Annotated in this window: 8 protein-coding genes; 2 read left to right on the top strand and 6 right to left on the bottom strand. The window is 60.2% G+C overall.

Annotation, left to right across the window (positions count from 1 at the left end; translation table 11 throughout):
• Window positions 1–91 precede the first annotated feature (91 nt).
• Window positions 92–1,507, top strand: coding sequence for a sulfatase-like hydrolase/transferase (locus JIN81_RS00425; protein WP_200275092.1), 1,416 nt, complete (start codon window positions 92–94; stop codon window positions 1,505–1,507).
• 9 nt (window positions 1,508–1,516) lie between these two features.
• Here the strand turns inward: JIN81_RS00425 and JIN81_RS00420 are convergent, their stop codons facing one another.
• The 6 genes from JIN81_RS00420 to JIN81_RS00395 form a co-directional block, all read right to left on the bottom strand.
• A complete protein-coding gene (locus JIN81_RS00420; protein WP_200275090.1) occupies window positions 1,517–7,846 on the bottom strand; it encodes a DUF5060 domain-containing protein in 6,330 nt (2,109 codons plus the stop codon).
• A gap of 20 nt (window positions 7,847–7,866) precedes the next feature.
• Window positions 7,867–11,058, bottom strand: a complete 3,192-nt coding sequence (locus JIN81_RS00415) for an autotransporter outer membrane beta-barrel domain-containing protein (protein WP_200275089.1) — start codon at window positions 11,056–11,058, stop codon at window positions 7,867–7,869.
• 238 nt (window positions 11,059–11,296) lie between these two features.
• On the bottom strand, window positions 11,297–15,436 hold the full coding sequence (locus tag JIN81_RS00410) for a BNR-4 repeat-containing protein (protein WP_200275087.1): 4,140 nt from the start codon (window positions 15,434–15,436) through the stop codon (window positions 11,297–11,299).
• 8 nt (window positions 15,437–15,444) lie between these two features.
• The gene (locus tag JIN81_RS00405; RefSeq protein WP_200275085.1) at window positions 15,445–16,578 is read right to left on the bottom strand and encodes a FecR domain-containing protein; all 1,134 of its coding nucleotides are present in this window, start codon (window positions 16,576–16,578) and stop codon (window positions 15,445–15,447) included.
• Window positions 16,575–17,096 (bottom strand): RNA polymerase sigma factor, encoded by a 522-nt coding sequence (locus tag JIN81_RS00400; RefSeq protein ID WP_200275083.1) that lies wholly within the window; start codon window positions 17,094–17,096, stop codon window positions 16,575–16,577. The genes JIN81_RS00405 and JIN81_RS00400 overlap by 4 nt, the downstream gene beginning before the upstream one ends.
• A 234-nt stretch (window positions 17,097–17,330) precedes the next feature.
• On the bottom strand, window positions 17,331–18,101 hold the full coding sequence (locus tag JIN81_RS00395) for a 3-keto-disaccharide hydrolase (RefSeq protein ID WP_200275081.1): 771 nt from the start codon (window positions 18,099–18,101) through the stop codon (window positions 17,331–17,333).
• Window positions 18,102–18,369: 268 nt separating this feature from the next.
• Between JIN81_RS00395 and JIN81_RS00390 the strand changes: the two genes are divergently transcribed.
• Entirely contained in the window at window positions 18,370–19,851 is a 1,482-nt protein-coding gene (locus JIN81_RS00390; RefSeq protein ID WP_234044352.1) for a sulfatase, read from the top strand.
• The last annotated feature ends 28 nt before the right edge of the window (window positions 19,852–19,879 follow it).

Genomic DNA, 19,879 nt, shown 5'->3' with positions numbered 1-19,879 from the left:
CGGAATCCCCCCTTCGGGATGAAAGATAATCCTCGATTCCCGCCCGGATTTCGATGGACTGAATCATTACCCCATTCCTCAAGCGAAGATCATGAACACCTCGAAAACCCGATCGACTCTGCACGCAGGATTGCTCCTCCTGACCGCTCTTGCGACTCATGGCCAGGCAGCCGTAAAACCCAACATCCTGTTCATCCTCACGGATGACCTCGGGATCAACCAGATCGGTGCCTACGGCGACACACCGATCCGCACACCGAATCTCGATCGCCTCGCCGCGAACGGCATCCTCTTCACCCAGGCATACTCGGGGAACACCGTTTGCTCGCCTTCGCGCGTATCTCTCTTCACCGGTCGTGACGGCCGCCTGATGACGAACAACTCGAACACCGTGGAGCTCGATAAACTCGATGTCACCTTCGGACACGTGCTCAAACATGCGGGCTACGACACCGCTCTGTTCGGCAAATACTCCATCGGATCCCAGATGGGCGTCACCGACCCCCTCGCGATGGGATTCGATACCTGGTTCGGAATGTACTCCATCCTCGAGGGGCACCGCCAGTATCCACAGATTCTCTGGCGCGATGGACAGAAACTCAGGATCGAGGAGAACGAAGGAGGAAAGAAGGGCGCCTACGCACAGCGGCTCTTCACCGACGAAGCAATCCATTACATCAAGGAGGACCGTGAGAATCCGTTCTTCGTCATGCTTTCCTACTCCTCTCCACACGCCGAACTCGCCGCTCCCGAGAAGTTCGTGACGCCCTATCATGGTGAGCTCCCCAAGAAACCCTACACCGGCATGTCGACCGGATCCCCCTCGGACAAGTATGCCTGGTACTACCCCGAAGCGGTCGACCACCCCCACGCCACCCTGGCAGGCATGGTTACAGCGCTGGATTCCTATGTCGGTGAAATCGTCAACGTGCTTGAAGACAAGGGCATCGCTGACAACACACTGATCTTCTTCACCTCCGACAACGGACCGCACGATGAGGGAGGTGCCGACCCGGAGTTCTTCCAGGCATCTGCCCCCTACAAGGGCATGAAGCGCGACCTCTACGATGGAGGCATCCATGTGCCCATGATTCTTCACTGGCCTGCTGCAATCAAGAAGAGCCGGACCGATGACACCCCCTGGGCCTTCGCCGACGTGCTGCCTACCTTTGCGGATCTCTCCGGGGTCAACCTCAACACCGTGCCACGTGTGAAAACCAATGGCCTATCCATCGCCCCCTTGCTCAACGACCAGCCCGATCCCCTCCCCGAACGCATCCTCTACTGGGAGTTCGGCAAACAGGCCGGTGATCCGAATTCCGGGATCGTCGGTGAAGTCTTCCAAGCCGCCCGCAAAGGGAAGTGGAAGGCCGTTCGCTATGGTGTCGATGGCCCGGTCGAACTCTACGACCTCGGGACCGACCCTGGAGAAACTGAGGAACTCTCAGGCCAACACCCCGAAGTGCATCGCGAGCTCAGCGAACTGCTCGATCAGTACAAGGACTGAAGCATCACCCTACTCACCGACCCGGATCTGGGCGAACAACCTGGGGGCCGCAAGTGGTTTGGGTCCGGACAGCGTCACTTCCACTTCCTGCACATCGGCATCGACCACCACCGTCTGGGTCGCAGTGGCGTCACGACTCCATCCGGACAAGTCATTTGACATCCATACCTGATAGTCCGTCACGCCGGTAAGAGCCGGATTCCTGCGGGTGTAGCGGAAGGTGCCGCCGATCGGCTCCGGAAAACTGACGAAGGGGTGGGTTGAAGCTCCGTCCGAAGGATCCAGTCCAAAAAGGTATTCGAACTCCGTGGTCCGGCCGTCCAGGTCGGGATCCCCGTCCGGGTTCAGATCCGCACCGGGCGGGAAGCTGAATCCAGCAAGCCAGTCGCTAAAGTCCTGCGACACGGCCGAGTCCGATTCCTCAATAGCGCTGAACGAAATACGAGGACCCGCGCCGCCCGGGGCATCTGCCGATGTGACGAAATGCCGCTGCAGTCCGCTGATCACCCCGTTCGTGCTCAAGCGCAGGAACACATACTTACCCACTCCATTGCCGCCGTCGTACTGGGCATTCAAGTAGGCGGCCAGGGCGCTGCTTGCACTCGAACTAACCGCCCCTGTGCCGGTGCTACTGGTAAGGATGTTGCTTTGGATCAGATCCGCATCCGTTGGATCAGGCGTCCCGTTCTCCCCGTAGTAATCGCCGGCAAGCACGTCAGGCAGCACCCTCCTTCCCAGACCATAAAGATCCACCCCAGGCGGAGATGTGCTGACGTCCACCACATTGAAACTCAGCGTTGCGGCGAGGAAGGGGTCATCGATCATCCCGAGGTCGGGGAGTTGGAAGACAAAAATCGTGGCGCGGTCGAATCCACCTCCCCCTCCGGATTTCCCGGGCACCAGCGAGTCCGCTCCAAGATTCACGACCACCGAGTCATTGCGGACATCGGCATCCTCCTCGAGTCCTGGCATCTCACCGTTCAGCGTGTTCCCGCCGCCGGCACCATTGCTGACCAGCACGACCCAATCCGAGGTATTCGCGGAAGGCGCGGTGCCAAGACTCACGGCCCCGCCACCGTTCACGCTGACGACCGAGCCCTGCTGCAACACGCCGCCGTTGCGCGGATCATACCAGCGGACATCGAAGTCGCCCGATGCGGCACTCAGATCGAGATTGGTGGTGCCTCCGTTCTTCAGATAGATCACGTAGTCGGTTCCGGTCTTGCGCAAGCACCAAGCCCCGGAGTTCGAAACCAGCGCATCCTCGTTGGCCATGTCCTGGAAGGGAACCTCGTTGTTCTCGAAGAACTCGATCATGTAGCGGCAATAGTCCCAGAAGCCGTCGCGGGACGCATAGTCCTGACAGGTGAGGTCAGAGTTGGCATGCTGGTAACCGAAGTAGAACTCCACCCCGGCACCACCCGCCATCACGTTGCCCCAAAGGGCGTTCTTGCGGCCGTCGGTCCAGCTACTTCCGGCGTCGCCCGCCGGACGCAGCGCGTGCTGCGCGTCGCCCGGTTCGTCGCAGGCGACCACCCACGGTACGCCCGCCCCCGCGGAGTTCTTCACCCACGCGAGGGTATCCGGAAAGACATTGGTAAAATCGGCCTGATTCGTTTGAAGCGACAGCCCCGTGAGCTTGGAAGCGGTTCCCAACAGCGGAGTGTAAACCGCGTCCTTCTGCCAGGGGTAGGTGTGGAGCACCACGTTGTGTTGGTAGGGGTCGTTGTCGTGGAACCACTGAGCGAAATCCTGCTGTTGTGCCGTGGTATTGGTGTTCTCCTCCCCGAGATTCCAATTGAGGGCCAGATGATGGCCGAAGCGGGCCACCAACTCGCGGTAGTAGAGCGTACGTTCCCGCCCAAGTCCCCCACCATCCATCCGGTCGTCATTCTCGGTTTCCTGGGTTTTGAAATGGAGATACATCCCCTGCTGGGTGCCGTACTCGAAGACCCGCTCCCATTGCGCCATCTTCGAGACGTCGAAGCGGTCGTGGAACACTCCATTGGCATTTGCCCAGCGGGCGTTATCCGCCACACCTTCGTAGGCCGACACGGTGGACCTCAGACGATGCGGGAAAACGTTGTCGTCGTCTCCATCTACATTGAAGGTCAGGAACGAGAAGGAGTTCAGACCCTTCTCAGCCAGATAGCGAACCGCTCCCAGGATCTCGGTGCCCTTGCCCGACTGCCAGGTGAATGGCGACGCGGAAGCAGCATCGTAGTCTCCGGCATGAGGACCCCATGACTTGCGGTTGTTCGGCTGGTTGTCCTGATCATTCGGGGTGTCGTCGAAGTCATCGTAGGCCAGGAAGTTTTCCGGTGCGTCCGGTCCGGCCTTGAGGAAATACTCGCCGGTTTCGGCAAACTGAAGGTGGTGCTTGCCGACGTACTGGAGCCTGCCCTTGCCACGCAGGTCGCGGCCGGTCTTGTCGGTCCCACCGATGGTGAACAGTCCGCCATCGCCGTCAAAGAAACCGGCTGAAGATCCCGCCCCGATCGCCGAACTGACCGCCACGTCAGATCCAGTGCGGAAGGATGCGGAATAACTCCATTCCCCTTCCTCGTCCGGCGCGAAATGCGCCCTCCAGACATTCCCCGAGTCGGCCGAGGTCTCGGCGGCGTTGCCATCGGCGGCGAAGTAGCCCGGCACGGTGTAGCTCTTCCCGCTGCCGGCATGGCTGAAGGTCACGTTGAGCCGGTAGTCGCTGAAGGGGTTAGTTCCAGCCGTTTCACTGCTGCTCGGTCCATTCCAGGAGAAGGTCACCTTATGCCACTTCTTCAACTCACCCGTAATCGCGGCCGTGCCACCACCGACCGGCAGCACGTTCACCGTGACCTCATCGAATGAACTGTTGCTCTCATCATCCGTCGCGGTCAGGCGGAAAACATAGCTTCCTTGAACCAAATCGGACGCGGTCAGGTTGAGCGAGTTCTCGCCGCTGAGCGTCGCCGTTCCGGGACCCGACTCCTGAGTCCAGACGGTCGAGACGACCGTGCCATTGTCCGTCGCCGTGCCGACCAGGTTCGCTTGGTTGACGGGAAGGGTGACAGACACATCCGAACCGGCATTGACCTGCGGCGCATTGACCGGAGTTGAGGCCACCGCATGGGTGATGGCGACATTGTCGACGAACAAATGGTGCCCGCCGGATCCGTCGCCCGCCCCACTCGAAAATGTGAGTTGGAGAACCGCCGTTCCACCAACCTCCAGTGTCGCGTCCGCCAGACCGGACAGATCGAGGTCGATCTGATCATGCTGATTATGACCGCTCAGGCCTCCCTCGAGATCGGTGATCACATCGTCGGCCGAGGTGAAAACGTTGCCGACGGAAATGTCGCTGCCGGCCAGCACGCTCAGCGCGTAGGCCCTGGCTGCCTTTGGTCGGAAGGCCACGGCGTCGAAGTGAAACCCATTCAGTTCAATATCCGACGCACCATTATTGGTAATGGTAAGGGTGATCTCACCGTCTGTCTTGGCGTTGGTCAGAGTCATGTTGGATCCATGGACATTGGTCACCGTGCTGGCCGACACATCCTCGTCGAAGCCTCCCCAGGTTCCGTCATCACTCGATCCGCGACCAGGGTCGCCCGAACTGTCGCTAGTGCTCCAGCTGCTAGCGCCGCTTTCCGCCGAGGCCGTGGCCGAAGCACTCACTCCCGCCGCCGTCACAGTGGCACTTGGAGCCGAGTCGCTATCCCATGAATCCCATCCCGCGAGAATCTCGATCGAGGGTGGGGCCGGAAAATAGATCCCGTTCTGGACATCCACAAGTTCGGCAGGGGTCAGAGCCCGTCGATAAAGCACCACATCGTCGATGCATCCCTCGAAGTGCTCGTTCACCTTCGTCCCACTGCCATCATCATCGCCACCGATCAGGAATGGGATGGACGAGCTCTCGCTGTAGCTGAAGGTCTGGGGTGCCCCTTGCGCCACACCATCGACATACCATTGATAACTCGTTCCCGACTTGACCATCGCATAGTGGTGCCACTGGTCGGTGGGAAGGTCGGCATAGTTGTACTTCTCAATCGATCCGGCACTGTCCGAATTGGCTAACTGCGCCTCGTGCTGCATCAGCTTGATGAACTCGAGGTTCTCCGAACCCGTGCCGCCGTAGCGGTTGCCAACCATGATCGCTCCGGTCGAGTTGCCGGGCTCCACCTTCGCCCACCAGGCCCAGGTGAAGTCGTCGCTCGAAGAGAGCGCGTAGCGGAACGGCGTGGCAATGCGGTCGTCGCTCCCGTCGAACTGGGCATAGGTGCCGCGGGTGCCATCGCTTCCCCAGCTCACGCCGTTGAGCAGCGTTCCATCATTGCCGAAATCGGAAGAATCCACGGCCGCCGTGCCCGTGCCTTCGTCCAACTTCCAATGGCCCACCGGACGAAGCGGATCGACCGGCCCCGGGGCTCCTTCGTAGAGAAGCATGTCCTTGATCTCGACCGGAGTCGAGTTGCGGTTGCCGCCCGCATTGGCACCGGTGATCCACCAGTAGATCATCCCCGCGTCGGAACAGTCATACTTGTTGTCTTGAAAGCCAACAACCCCGTCCGCTTCCGCATACTTGAGCTGGTCGAGAATCCAGACCATCGCCGGGTCGCTGTGACCCTCGGCCCAGTCCCAGAGCCCTGAGCTGATCTGCACCTGCAGGCCGACGTTCTGGTCGCCGATCTGGTGTTCGGTCACGCCGAAGGCAAGGATTTGCGCCCAGGTGTAGAAGTCGCCGCTGTTGTCGTTGGCCGGATGATGGGAGATCGCATGAACGAATTGCCGCTTGGACGGGGTGGCGGCATCAAGGGCGTAGCCGATGATGTCGGGCTCTCCGGCTTCGATGATCCAAAGCGGATCGCCGGCCGAAGACGCGTTGATGGCGTCGCGCAGGTCGTTGACGGCTGCGGATTGCTCGCTGCGGCAGTTGTAGTAGTCCGTCAGGTTCGGGAACGGCCCGAAGTGCGCGATCCCCTCTCCGGCGGTTTGATGCAGGTAGTTCTGGCGGCGCTGCTCATTGGAAGCGTCGATACTCTGGCTTCCGCCGGTGGCGAGGGGATTGAGGTCGCACGAATGCGAGAAGTGGACCAGCCGATCCTGCAATCCCGCGCCATCAAGGAGCCCGAAGACCACCGCGTTGGCGCCGATGTCATCCGGATCCGGCGAGTTGCCGTCGGCGACATAGGCGATCCGGCCGGCCGGCGGACGGACCAGCGAGGTGCTGGAACAAATCTCAATCTGCTGCCAGCGGCCGCGCGCCCAGGCGGTTCCTCCGTTCTCCGGGATTTCGCCGTTGGTGTCGGCATTCGACTCGATCGCGATCGTCGCTCCATTCGGGATCGAGATCCCGCTCCAAGTGTGGGTGTGCGGCTGGAGGTCGAGGGGGGAATTGCCCTGCTCGACGAAAACATAAGGGTTGGTGTAGGTGGCCACCTGCACGCCATTCACCAGCAGATGATAGGTCGACTCCCCATCCTCCTCGGTCATCGTCGTGATGGTCACGTCGTAGGTTCCCGTAGGACCGTCGAAGGCGCGCGAGGCGCGGGCGAATCCGGTTCGATTCTCCACGATGTTGGCCGCGATCGCCAGCGCGTCATTGCCGTTGTCGGCATAGTAGTCCACATCTCCGGAGGTGATGTCCGGAAAATCGGAAGTCGCATCGTAAACGTAGCACGTCTCTCCCCCCCCGGTCGTGTCCGATTCGGGCGTGCTCAGGTTCTGCGCCACACTCTGCGACGTCGAGGTGTGACGGAAGACGATGCGGTTGATGCGGAAGAACTTGGAGCGGCCGGAGACCACGAGCTTGTAGGTTTCGCCCGCCTTGAAATCATAGACAGCGACCCGCTTGTTGGCGTGTCCACCCGGGTCAAGATTCCCGGCACCACCGGAGGAGTTCTGGCCGTTCTCCCACTTCCAGCTGTTCGTCGCCCCACCGAAGTACTTCGTATTGTTCTTCAGCACGGAGAGTGAGGCATTGTCGCCGTGACCATCGTGCGGTCCCGGCCCCGCGTTGTAGTCGCCTTCGACGCGCACGTAGCAGTCATTGGCCACATCCGTCCGCCCATCGTGGGTTTCCTTGGCGCAATGCAGGTGCAGGTAGTAGAGCCCGGACTGATTAATGGTGAAGTTGAACTCAAGAGGCGAAGTCGCAGGACCCGTCTCGTAGCTGTTGCCGAGGAACTGCAGATAGCCGTCCCCGCTGTAGCCGGACAGGGAACTCTGCTCCTGCCACAACCCCAGAGGCGATGCGGTGTTCTCGATCTCCATCACCACCAGGCCGCCCGACTCGTTGTAAACTTGGGCCGATGCGATGGCAGCTGTGGATAGCAGCGTGACAACAAAGCGCTTCATAAAAAATGGTCGTCTGGGTTTCATGGTTCTAAAATCTCTAGGCGGAAGAATCGGCGCCCCTCTTGACTGAGAGGCATCGTGGCGCGCCGGAACTCCAGGTCGGCGGTATCTGGATTTCGCGGATCCGGTCCATCCACGAGGTCCACGGTGCTCCATGAACCCGCAGCGAGCGAATCACTCCACATCGGTTGAAAGATGAACCCGTCGGCAAGCGCCGCCTTGCTCCGGGCATAGCGGAAGGTCGTTCCGCCTCCAGCGAGGTCCAAAGTCGTTACCGCACGGGTCGCAGCATGGGGATCCTGGCCGGTGGCAAACTCAAGAAGGTTGCTTTCGCCGTCGTCGTTCACATCAAATCCATCCGCGGCCACTCCGGAGTTCTCGATCGTTCCGAAATACCGAAAGCGCCAGTTCTCACGCTCCGACAGTGGAACTGTCGCTCCAGACACCGCGACGTTGTCGAGGAACAGGTGATGACCACCGCCTGATCCGGTCCCACTTGAAAAGGTGATCCGGAACACCGCGCTGCCGCCTGTCTCGAGAGTCGAGTCGGCAAGCCCCGAAAGATCGATGTCGACCTCGTCGTGATCGTCGTTGGATCCCGAAAGACTTCCTCCGAGCTCACTGATCTCGTCGTCCGCCGAGGTGAAAACCACCCCTTGGGTGACGTCACCACTGACCACCTCCAACTCGTAGGTTCGGGGCGCGTTGGGACGGAAAGCGATCACATCCATGTGGAAGGCGTCGAGTTCCCAATCGGTGGGACCGTTGTTGGTGACGGTCAGGGTGAGCTCCGCGTCGGTCACCCCGTTCAAGGCGGTCAGATTCGAGCTGGAGCCTGAGGTCACCGCGCTCGCCAAGACACCGTTCCCACCGAAGGAGCCCCAGGTCTGATCTCCACTGGATCCACGACCACTACCTCCATCATCGGTCCTGCTCCAGTTCCCCGTAGCAGTCGATGCACTCGCGCTCGCTATGATTCCGGCCGCGGTCACATTCGCATCAGGAGCCGTATCGCTGCTCCAGAAATCCCAGCCCGCCATCACTTGTTGAGTCCCCTCCACCGTAACCGTGAAATTGGTTTCCGCAGTGAAAGTTCCATCGCTGACCTGAATGGTGATGTCCACCGAACCAAGGAGTCCAGGGGCGGGAGTGACGGTCACCGTGCGGTTCGCTCCACTGCCTCCAAAGACGATGTTGCTGTTAGGAACCAATGTGGTGTCGCTGGACAATCCGCTTAGAGCGAGCGAACCCGCCGGAGTGCCGTCATCACCGATCGCAAACGATAGCCCGTCTGATGACTCACCCAAGCCCAAGGTCTGACTGGGAATGGAGGTGATGGTCGGAACCGGGTTCGTCGCCGTGTAGCGGATTCGTGGCCGGGTGTCGACCGGACCGGATGCACCGCCCTCCGACATGGTCAGGGTCGCGTAGTTGACCCCGGATCCCGTGTCCCGGGTGTTGATCCGGAGGAAGACATATTCACCCGCCCCCGCCCCACCGGCGTACTGGGCGTTGAGGTAAGCCGCCAGATTGGCACTGCCTCCGGCGGTGGTGGTCACCAGACCCAGCGGCGTACTGTTGTTCATGATCGCCTGCTGAAGTCGCGTGGCATCCGTCGGGTCCGCTGTGGTCGTCTCGGCATAGTAGTCTCCCGGCACAGGTGTAGGACTACTCCGTCGACCCAGCCCGTAGAGATCATGACCTCTCAAGGTCGAGCTCTTGGCCACGTAGTTGAATGTGAAGTTGGCCTCTTGAAACGGATTCGCTGTCACCCCCAGGTCCGGCAGTTGGAACACATAGACGGTACACCGCTCCACCCCCGACCCCGACCCCCGGGAACCCACATCCACCGTCGCGGAGGATTGCTTCTCGAGCTCCAGATTCTCCTTGATCGAACAATCGGGAGCCAGGCTATACAGCGTCTCCGGGATCAGTCCCGGCGGAAGCACGGTAACGGTAAAACTCACCGGAGTGCCAAGCGTGCCATCCCCCACCCAGAGTTCGATCTCGGCGCTACCACTCTGGCCGGGCTCCGGCGTAATTTCCACTGTTCGGTTCGCACCGCTACCCCCGAACACGATATTCGCCTCCGATACTAGACTGGTATTCGATGAACTCTTCGAGATCGTTAGATCGGATGCCGGGGTCGCATCATCGCCAACGGAGAATGCCAGAGGTCCGGTCGAAGTCCCGGATGGCACGATCTGGTCGGCGATCGGATCAACCGTCGGCGGAAACAGCCGGGTGGTGCTGTCCGCATCGGCGATCGTGGGAACGCGGACACGCCCCTCGAACAGGGTTCGCTGCTCAATCAGGGAAAGCGCGATGCTGGTCAGCGTGTTGGTGTAGTTCGCGCCGTTGGAAACCGTCTCGGGAAGATAGTCGTAGTTGTCGTTATAGGTAACGGGCAGAAAGATGAGGCGATCACTACGCATACCGTCATCGCCATATCCGATGATCCCTCCGATTTTCTCGGCCACCCGCCGCGTTCCCTTGAACTGGTTGAGCGAATTCAGCGTTCTTGGGATCTGCAGGGCGATCGGCTTGTTCGCGGTAGCGGGATTGTTCCAATACCACGTGAAGAAGGTGATCTGGTTGTTCGTATTGTTAAGCAGGGCGGTCGTGCTTGCCTCGATCTCGACCGAATCAACGATTGGTTTCGCGGCGATCTGCTGGTTTCGCACGCTGTTGTTGCGGACATTCCATTTCAACTCGATGTCCGAGTGGCCATTGTCGTCCAGCCAGTCCCGCAAATACTGGATCTCAGTATCCGTCCATTCGTAGAGGTATTCCGTCCCCTGAAAGGTCCCCCGCTCGTCGTAGAACATGATGGCCGTCAGTTCGTAGCCGAAGTTTCTTTCCAGACTGAATATGTCCTCAAGCCGCTGCGCAATGGAAGGGAATGCGAGCTCGTCGACCTTCTCTGGATCACGCGTCGCCTGAGAACGGGCGAACTCGGTAATCGCACTTTCCGCATTGGTAAACTGCTGGAAGATGGTCCGATACTCTTGATTCGAGGCTGGATCGGTATCGTGGGGAGCCCGGTTGACGTTGAATCCGTCGACCTGCGAAGCCGTGAGCGACCAGGACGGAAGGTCATTGGCATCAGCACTCCGCATCAGATGGGTGCCGATCCAGACCTCGTAGGCAGAGATCTGCGTCACCAGAAGCACGGCGGCAAGAAATCGGATGAGTGTAGGGTTATTCACCATGACTTGGGCAAACTCTGGATCTGAATCGTTCGCATCGGAGAACTTGGCCTGTCGCTCACGGGGCTCCGACAGCTCGAAACCACGATTCTAGTCCGCAACAAAGGATTCTCGGCTTTGTGCAGGAACTAACGAATTGTTTCACTCAAAGAGCACACCAAAAATTGTCCCCTGTTTTCGGGACAAGATCATGATCAGGATGGATGGAGGTGTCCAAACCAGGGGGCTTCCCGAAACACCATCATGGGGCGGTGACCCTCAACCTGCAGAACCGTCGACCGGCCGAACCACCAGGGAGCAGGACCCTCCGGAACTCGAGCTCAGCCGTGTCAGGATTCTCCGGATCCGATTCATCGACGGTGTCGTCGGTGCTCCAGGATCCACCCGTCATCGTGTCACTCCACTCGACCTGAAACGCTACGCCATCGGCGAGGGCTGCCTTGCTTCGACGGTAGCGGAACTCGATATTCTCCCCGCCCACTACCATGGGCGTCGATGCCAAGGTCGCTGCAAACGGATCCTGACCCGTGGCGAACTCGAGCAGGTTGTCTTCCCCATCGGAGTTCGCGTCGAAGTCGTCAGCGGCAATGCCTGAGTTCTCCCTCGTTCCGAAATGCGCCTGACGCCAGTTCTCCTGCCAGGTTTGGGGCAGGTCCGCGTAGCCCCCCCCCATGACGCTCCCGAGCTCGACAGCGGTGAGGGCCCGATCGTAGAGGACCACATCGTCGAGCATTCCCTCGAAGTGCTCGTTCTCCTTGCCACCCGGCGTCCCATCATTGTCGTCCCCACCGATCTGGAAGGGAATCGGCGAAGACTCACTGTAAGCATGAGTCAGAGGCGCTCCCTGTGGCACGCCATCCACATACCACTGGTAGCTCGTGCCGGTCTTGACCATGGCATAGTGATGCCACTCTCCTTCGGAAACCTCTGCGTAGGGATGCTTCGCAATCGAGCCTGCCTCCTCGACATCGGCAAACTGCGCTTCAACCGCCGTGAACTTGATGAATTCGAATCTCTCCCCGGGGGGTCCCTCAGGAAAACGATTGCCCACCATGATCGCACCGCTGTGATTGCCTGCCGCCCGATTCGCCCACCATGCCCAGGTGAAGTCATCGCCGGCAGAAAGCGCATAGGCGAATGGCGTCGTGATCCGATCGTCCACCCCATCGAGCACGACAAATGAATCCCGGGTTGCATCCGATCCCCACGTCGCGCCATGCAGAAGCTCACCCGATTGCCCATTGCCCGAAGAATCGCTCGCAAGGATACCATTCCCCTCGTCAAGCGCCCAGCGGGCCACCGGACCACCTTCCCCGCTGACGATCACCGTCAGCGCTCCACTTCCCGTGAACACCGCGTTGCTTCCGAAAGCATTGAGCTCGGCCGTGCCATAGGTGCCGCTTGGAATCATCAGGGATCCGAAGGTCAACTGCTCGACGACCCATCCGAAACTCCCGAGATCGACTTCCGTCGCCGCGGTGTCCGCCACGCTCAGGGAACCTCCCACTGTCCAGTGACCTTGAATCTCAAGACGGGCGTCTGCCGCCACTTCGATATCCGCGGTGCCCACGGCACCCGCATTCTCAAAGATCAGCGCACTTCCCTCCGCCACTTCCCATGTCCCGGAGAAACCATTGGCGGGATGGGTGATGATCACCGAACTCAGGCCCGCCGCTGAACCCTCCCTTGCCTGAATTCGCCCCGATCCATCAATCCGCGAATGCACCTTCAGATTGCGCTCGAGGTTGCTTCCCCCCGAAACACCGTAGCTCAGGAAACGGCTGAAGCCTGAGTTCGTGATGACTCCATCGAGCACATTGGTCACCATCGATCCGGTTCCCGCGGTGAGTTCGACAAAGTTGCCGGAAGCATAGCTCGAGCCCCCGCTCAAGATCAGTTGATCGACCGTCGTCAACTCCCCCAAGTCCTCCTTGCTCCTGACCTGGAACCTGCCGCCTTTCTCCACGGTTAGAGAGATTCCCGGGAAAGTGGAGCTCCCCGCCTCACCTCGAAGATTTCCCGTATCAGGAACTACATAATGCGATCCAGGGTGCGCAGGCAGGCCATCCGACCAGGTGGCTCCATCCGTCAGGTCTTCCGGACTTCCCAGCACCACCATCGTCACGGTGGGACCCGAGCTGGAGGAGTAGACGATCCGTGGCCGACTTCCCTCATCGCCGCTTTCAGCCATGGTGAGCGTGGCGCGGTTGATGCCCGCTTTCGGCTCCGCAGTATTCAGGCGCAGAAAGACATACTCACCAATGCCCGCCCCCGAATCATACTGTTCATTGAGGTAGTCCAACAGGGCGCTGTCGCCACCCGCCGAAGTGCGGATCGCACCGAGCGGCGTTGCGTCGGTGAGAATGCCGGCCTCCAACCTGGTGGCATCCGTCGGATCACCGGTCGACGTCTGCCCATAGTAGTCGCTGGCGAGAACCTCGGGAGAACTCCTCCTCCCCAAGCCATACAGATCATTGTCCATCAGGCTGCCCTGCTTGGACTCCATGTTGAAGCGGAAGCTCGCCGTGAGAAACGGATCCGCCACCGCCCCGAGGTCCGGCAGTTGAAACACATACACCGTACAGCGGTCCACCCAGGGACTGCTACCTCCCGCCCCGAGCAGGGTCGTCTGGCTGGAAACATCCGTCACGCTGGGATCCTCCTTCACGCTGGCGTCGGCCACATCACCCGGAAGGAAATCCGGGCTGGTGGTGAAGCTCCAGATCAACCCGGAATGGACGTTTGATTCCGAGTCCACTTCGTCGACACGCCAGTAGTAGGTCGTATCCTTGGCCAGAGGGCCGGTGGGGGTGAAGCTCGCGGCAACCTGCTCACCCTGAAACTCAGGAGAGGAAGGATCCGCCGCTTCGACGGCAGCCCGATCGGTTCCCAGATAGACCCGATGCATGTCCGCATCGATCCCCCCGGTCCACTCGAGCGAGATGGCGATGTCCACGTCCGACTGTTCATGCGCCGGGAGAGGAAGAATGGCCTTGGCCGACACCTGGTAGTCCAGCACATGAAGCGCGGTCGAAGACCCGTTGCTCGGAGGATCCTCCTGACCATAAACCGAGAGAATCCGATCAGCCTCCCATCGGGCCACGTCAATCTGACCTTCTCCACCCTCGCTCCTGTCGCTCTGTGAATGGATGCTCGACCAACTCCAAGCAGTCTCCGAAGCATTCGGCGTCCCCTTCGCCACCCTCAGCGTGTTGCCGGACACATAAACCAGGAACAGCTCGCGATTTTCGTCACCCACCAGCTTCGGGCGCGACCCGGATAGGGGAAGCACCTCGCTCGACCACGTTCCAGCGGCATTCCTCCAGTAGTGATGGTAGCGCACCGAACCCGTCCCCCCCTCCCTGTGGGCGACGACGACATGACAACTCCCGTCGGGATAGGCATAGTGGGTGTACTGGTTCGAAAGGCCGATGTTCTGGGGAATCGGCGCAACGATCAGATCCGATGAATGGATCGAGATGAAGGACGACCCAGTGACCCCGATCTGCGTTCCTGCCGAGTTCCTCCAGGTGCGCCCGTCGTCGTCGCTGTAGGCGTAGTTCAGATCATGATTGAATTGCGAACCCCCGCTGCTCTCGCGCCATCCCCACGACGCGTGCAAACGATCACCTCCGTAGGAAATCCCGTTGATGTAGGGGTTCCGGCTCGTGCTGTTGCTCGACACCGCCCCATTGTAGGTTCCCGAGCGGGAGATGAACTTCCCCATCCCCGGACTCCAATCGCTACTACTTCCATCGTATTCGTAGATCATCCCATCTCCATTCCCCGATCCTCCGAACCGATAAAAGAGCATCAGGTTACCATTCGGGGCTTGGAAGAATGAAGGATACGTCACGTCCGTAAGACGCCCGACCGATCCAAGCTCATCCGTGACACTCCCGAAGAGCGAGGCCGACCAGCTGACCGCATCCGGATTCGTCGCCACCCCCACCGACGAGACCCGGTAGTTCAGGGGATGCTTGTGATGGTCGAACGCCAGGTGAATCGTGCCGTCGCCGGCACAGATCCCGAGCGCGGTGATGTTGTGGGAATCATGGCTCGTGATGGAGTAGTCCGGAAACCGGATCACTTCCCAGGGACCGGAAGGCAGCTTGCGCCGACCAAGGCAGACGTTCCGGTTGCCGTCGTAATAGGTCGCATACTGATACCCCTTGAAGCTGCTGACCGGTGAACGTTGGTAAGTCCTGCCGTTGACATTCTGGCTGAAGTTTGCGGCGGAACTCGAGAAATTCAGGGCCGCCGAATCCACCTCGGTCAACTCAAGCACGTTGAGTTCGGCGGCACGAAGCTGAAACTGAGCCGACAAGAAGGCCGCCAGGACGACGGCCGCAAAACGGATGAAAGAGCTATTTCTTTTCACGGTGATGTCTATCTGCTGATCTGAAATTCAAGTTCCATTGGTCTGGAGGCCTCGCTTTTTTCGGCGTCCGCGTAGATCGCCTCTGCGGACAGCTCGTAGAATCCAAGGGGCGGCGTCCACTCCGCACAGTCCTCAGGCCTGCCGTCTCCCCAGTGATCCCCGGCGACGAAGTACGGGGGATGCATGTGAAGATCGGTCGAATGGGGCGGCAGCCCGGTCGGGTGGCCATGGCGACGCCTCAGATCGATCCTCACGGAAACCGGAGGCTCCCCCTCGAAGTCCGCACGGATGTTGATCTTCTTCGTTGGCAGCGAAGAGAGCGAGATCACCTCGCCACTCACCAGGGGCTCGTCACGGATCGGCATGTCGGTCTCCGCATTCATGAGGGTGAATCCGACGATCCCCACCCTCGCAGGAGCCGGGATTCGGCCATGTTTGAAACCAGATCGCCCCGCCTCGGCAAAGCACCCCTCGTCCACCAGAACCCGGCTGCCTCCTCCCTCACCAATGAAGCGAACCGATCCCTCCTGGACTTCGAGTCGACTCCGCTCGGGGGCCACTTGAAAGGACAGTAAAGTTCCGACCACCTCGCATCGGGCATCGGTCGAGACGAAGCTCAGCGGATGATCATCCGGTTGAGGCATCACATCCGCGGACACCTGACCGGACATCACCCGGATGCGTTTCGAGCGATCCCACGTCGTCCCCTCCATCACCATCACGCGGGTATCCGCAGCCACCATGACGACCGTGCCATCCTGATAGCGGAGCGTCGCAGCGGACCCGGGGCCTGTCGTCAGGCTCTCACCCGGCCCGAGGGCACCGCCCACTCGATCCACCTTTCCCGAAGCCTCGACGAGCATCGGAGTCCGGGCCATCTTGACCCGATGGGCTTGGAGAAAGACGCCGCCGCCCAGCAAGAGCACGAGCAGTGCTGCGATGGCCAAAGCCGGCACTCTGGAACGCTTCGCGGACTGCAGCGGGACGGGCGCCGGTCTCGACAAGAAGTCGACCGTCGAGGGCTCGGGCAAGGCATTGACCGCCTGCAGCACCCGCTCCCTCACATCCGGAGGCGACTGCTTGCCGACGGACTCCGAAAGCAGCAGATCCACCAATCGATCTCGGAGCTCTTCGGGTTTCATGCTTGGGCGAGTCGATGGTGGATGCACTCGCCAAGCGAGGCACGGATGCGACGCAGGGATGCCTTCACCCCACTCGGGGTGATCCCAAACGACTCCGCGATGTCTTCACGCGAACGACGAGCAGCATAGAATGCCTCGATCAATTCACGCTGCCTGTCGGACAGGCGTTTCATGCAAAGCTCGAGCGCTTCGAGGCAGCCGAAACCCTCGTCATGCTGGTAGAACTCCTTGTGCCAGAAATCTTCGGCCGTTTCCGCCGCCTCACTGTTGAAGCTCACGGGGGAACGGCTGCGGCGCCGGCAATGGTCGATGAACAAGTTGTGGGCAATCCGACGCAACCAGGCTCGCCGGGCCGAATGCATTCCGAGGTCCGGAGCCACTTTGGCCCTGAACGCCCGGATGAACGACTCCTGCACCAGGTCCTCCGCGGTCGCGAAGTCGGCACCGATGAACCTCAGGTAACGGAACAACTCCGCCTGATGCGCTTCAACCAGCTCTCCTAGTTCATCCTTGGTCATTTCAACATGGACGGTGCCTTCTCGCCCTCTCAGCTACCCGAACGAACGAAGTTCCCCAAAGGGCACAAAAATCTCATCTGACCCGAATGGCACCGCCTTCAGGACCACGTCCGGCCCACCTGCCAGAGGTATGACCGTCTCCCTCCCAAAGCAGCGCCATTCTCGTCTGACACCCGGTGCCAGATCCGTGCTCGATTCGCCCGCAGGGAAGCATTCACGTGTCGGTTGAAGCGCCTACTCATCCAGTTCCTTAACCCGGATGTTTCGGAACATCACCTGGCCCGCCTTCGCTTTGTGGACCTGCAACCCGAAGAATCCCTTGGCATACGTACCATCTCCCACCCAGTGTGCCGCGGGCACTCCATTGAGCCAGGTCTTCACCACGTTTCCCTTGGCTAAAATCGTAATCCGGTTCCAGTCCTTCGGTTTCATGGCCGAGCGCACGGCTTCATGCTCTTCGAGCCAAAGCGGATAAAAGTAGCCTCCACACGACTGCCCGTAGACACCACCTGACCAGCGCCGGTCACCCGTGATGCCTTCCATCTCCGCTTGGGGACCGAAGACTTCCTCCTGCTTTCCTTTTTGACGCGAGGAAGCCCGGAACATCACTCCGGAATTCAGATTCACCGCCCATTTCAGCTCAGCAGTGAAGATGAAGTCGCCGAAATCATCTTTCGTCGTGCAAAGGTATGTGCTGGGAGTATCCGGAACCACCGTGCCGACGATGGCGCCATCCTTCACCTCGAACTTCGCCTTGCCGCCCTTGGCAGTCCAACCTGTCAGATCCTTGCCATTGAACAACTCGGAGAAGCCCTCCTCCAAGGACGGCTCGGCCTCCTCGTTGAGTTGCATCTCAGCTGGCTTCGGAGCGTTCTCCTGTTTCTTGTAGCGCTCATACCAATCCGCTTGGCTGGAATCCAGCGTTCCTGCAGGGGCCGCCATGACTCCGGCCATCGAAACCATCAAGGCCCGCGCCACCATCCAATTCATTCGTGTTTTACTCATTGCTGTGTTGTGTCGATCAGTTGGACAAGGCGGAGCAAACCTGAACGTGGCCCCAGTCGGTCGGAGGGAACGTCCGCGGACATGGCGAACGCAGGCGAGCCTGGATCCCTCCTCCACCCCGTCACTTTTCAAACTAGCCGATGGAACATCAGCTCGCATGTCACGCATTCCAGTGACACAGGGCGATGAACCTTGAACCGTATGGGGTTCAAGATGAGCTTGCATGATGCCAGTGGGGCACGCGCTGATCCCTTGCTCCGTTTTTGCAATGAAACCCTTACTCCAGACCATTCTTGCGGCGTTTTCCCTGACGCTTGTGCCGTCTTCAGGCAGCACCCAGCAACCCAACATCCTGTTCATCGCCATCGACGATCTCAACGACTGGATCGGATGCATGGGCGGTCACCCTCAGGCCCACACCCCGAACATCGACCGGCTGGCCGCACGCGGCATGCTCTTCACCAACGCCCACTGCGCTTCCCCAGCGTGCCAGCCATCGCGGGCGGCTGTCTTCACCGGGATGATGCCCGAGAAAACCGGCGTTTGGACCAACGGCAAGGACTCACTCTCCAGAATGATGCCGGAAGCCATCAAACTTCCCATTCCATTCGAAAGAGCCGGCTACCGTGCCATGGGCACCGGAAAACTGATCCACGACACCTCCGATCGGGACCATCCCGCCGTGCCGGACTACGTCTACGTCGAACAGCGCTGGAGCCCCATCCCATCAAAACAGGCACGCTACACCAAGGAGGCGCTGCCCACCAAGGGAAGCAACAACCCGCGACACCTCGTCACCGACTCCCTGGGGCGCCAGGTGGTCCTGCCGCTCAATCGCATGCCCTCGGATCGCGCCCCTGAAAAACTCTCCGGAGAGTCATTCGATTGGGGTCCATGGGACGTGCCTGATAGCGACTTCGGAGATACCCGAATCACCGATTGGGCGATCAGCAAGCTGGAGGAGGAAGACGATGCTCCCCTCTTCCTCGCCCTCGGCTACTACCGGCCCCACATCCCGCTATGGGCACCTAAACGCTTCTTCGACCGGTTCAAGGAACACCCCGGCCAGCTGCCTCCGGTGAAGGAGGACGATCTCGACGACCTGGGTGAAACCGGAAAAAAATGGGCTCGGGAAGCGGTCACGGCAGGGGCACACGCATCCGTCGTCAAACACGATCAATGGTCGAAAGCCGTCGAAGGCTACCTTGCATGCACGACCTACGTGGACCACGAGATCGGCCGCCTTCTGGATGCCCTCGACGAATCGAGCTATCGGGACAACACCATCGTGGTCCTCTGGTCCGACCACGGTTGGCATCTCGGCGAGAAGGAGCATTGGGGGAAATGGACCGGCTGGGAGCGGTCGACCAAGGTGCCGCTGATCATCGCCCCTCCAAGAAGTCAGGCAGGCAAATTCGCCCCCGCAGGCTCAAGCTGCAATCAACCGGTCGGCCTGATCGATCTCTACCCCACCCTCACGGACCTGTGCGGCGTCAAACCACCGGAAGGGCTCGACGGGCAATCGCTTGCGCCGCTCCTTCGGAACCCGGATCAGAAGACCGGAAGAAAGCTGGTGACCGTCTTTGACAAGGGGAACCACTCCGTGCGCACCGAGCGCTGGCGCTACATCCTCTATCAGGACGGCGAAGAAGAACTCTACGACCATCAGGGGGATCCCCATGAATGGAACAACCTCGCCTCCAACCCGGAATACCGCAGCCTCATGAACGACTTGCGCCGAGGCCTCTGATCAGGGGTGCGACCCTTGCCGCGCATGT

This window comes from Haloferula rosea, assembly GCF_016595525.1.
Classification (GTDB): domain Bacteria; phylum Verrucomicrobiota; class Verrucomicrobiia; order Verrucomicrobiales; family Akkermansiaceae; genus Haloferula; species Haloferula rosea.
The sequence above is the reverse complement of the archived record's forward strand: the minus strand, read 5'-3'. Positions and strand labels throughout refer to the sequence as shown.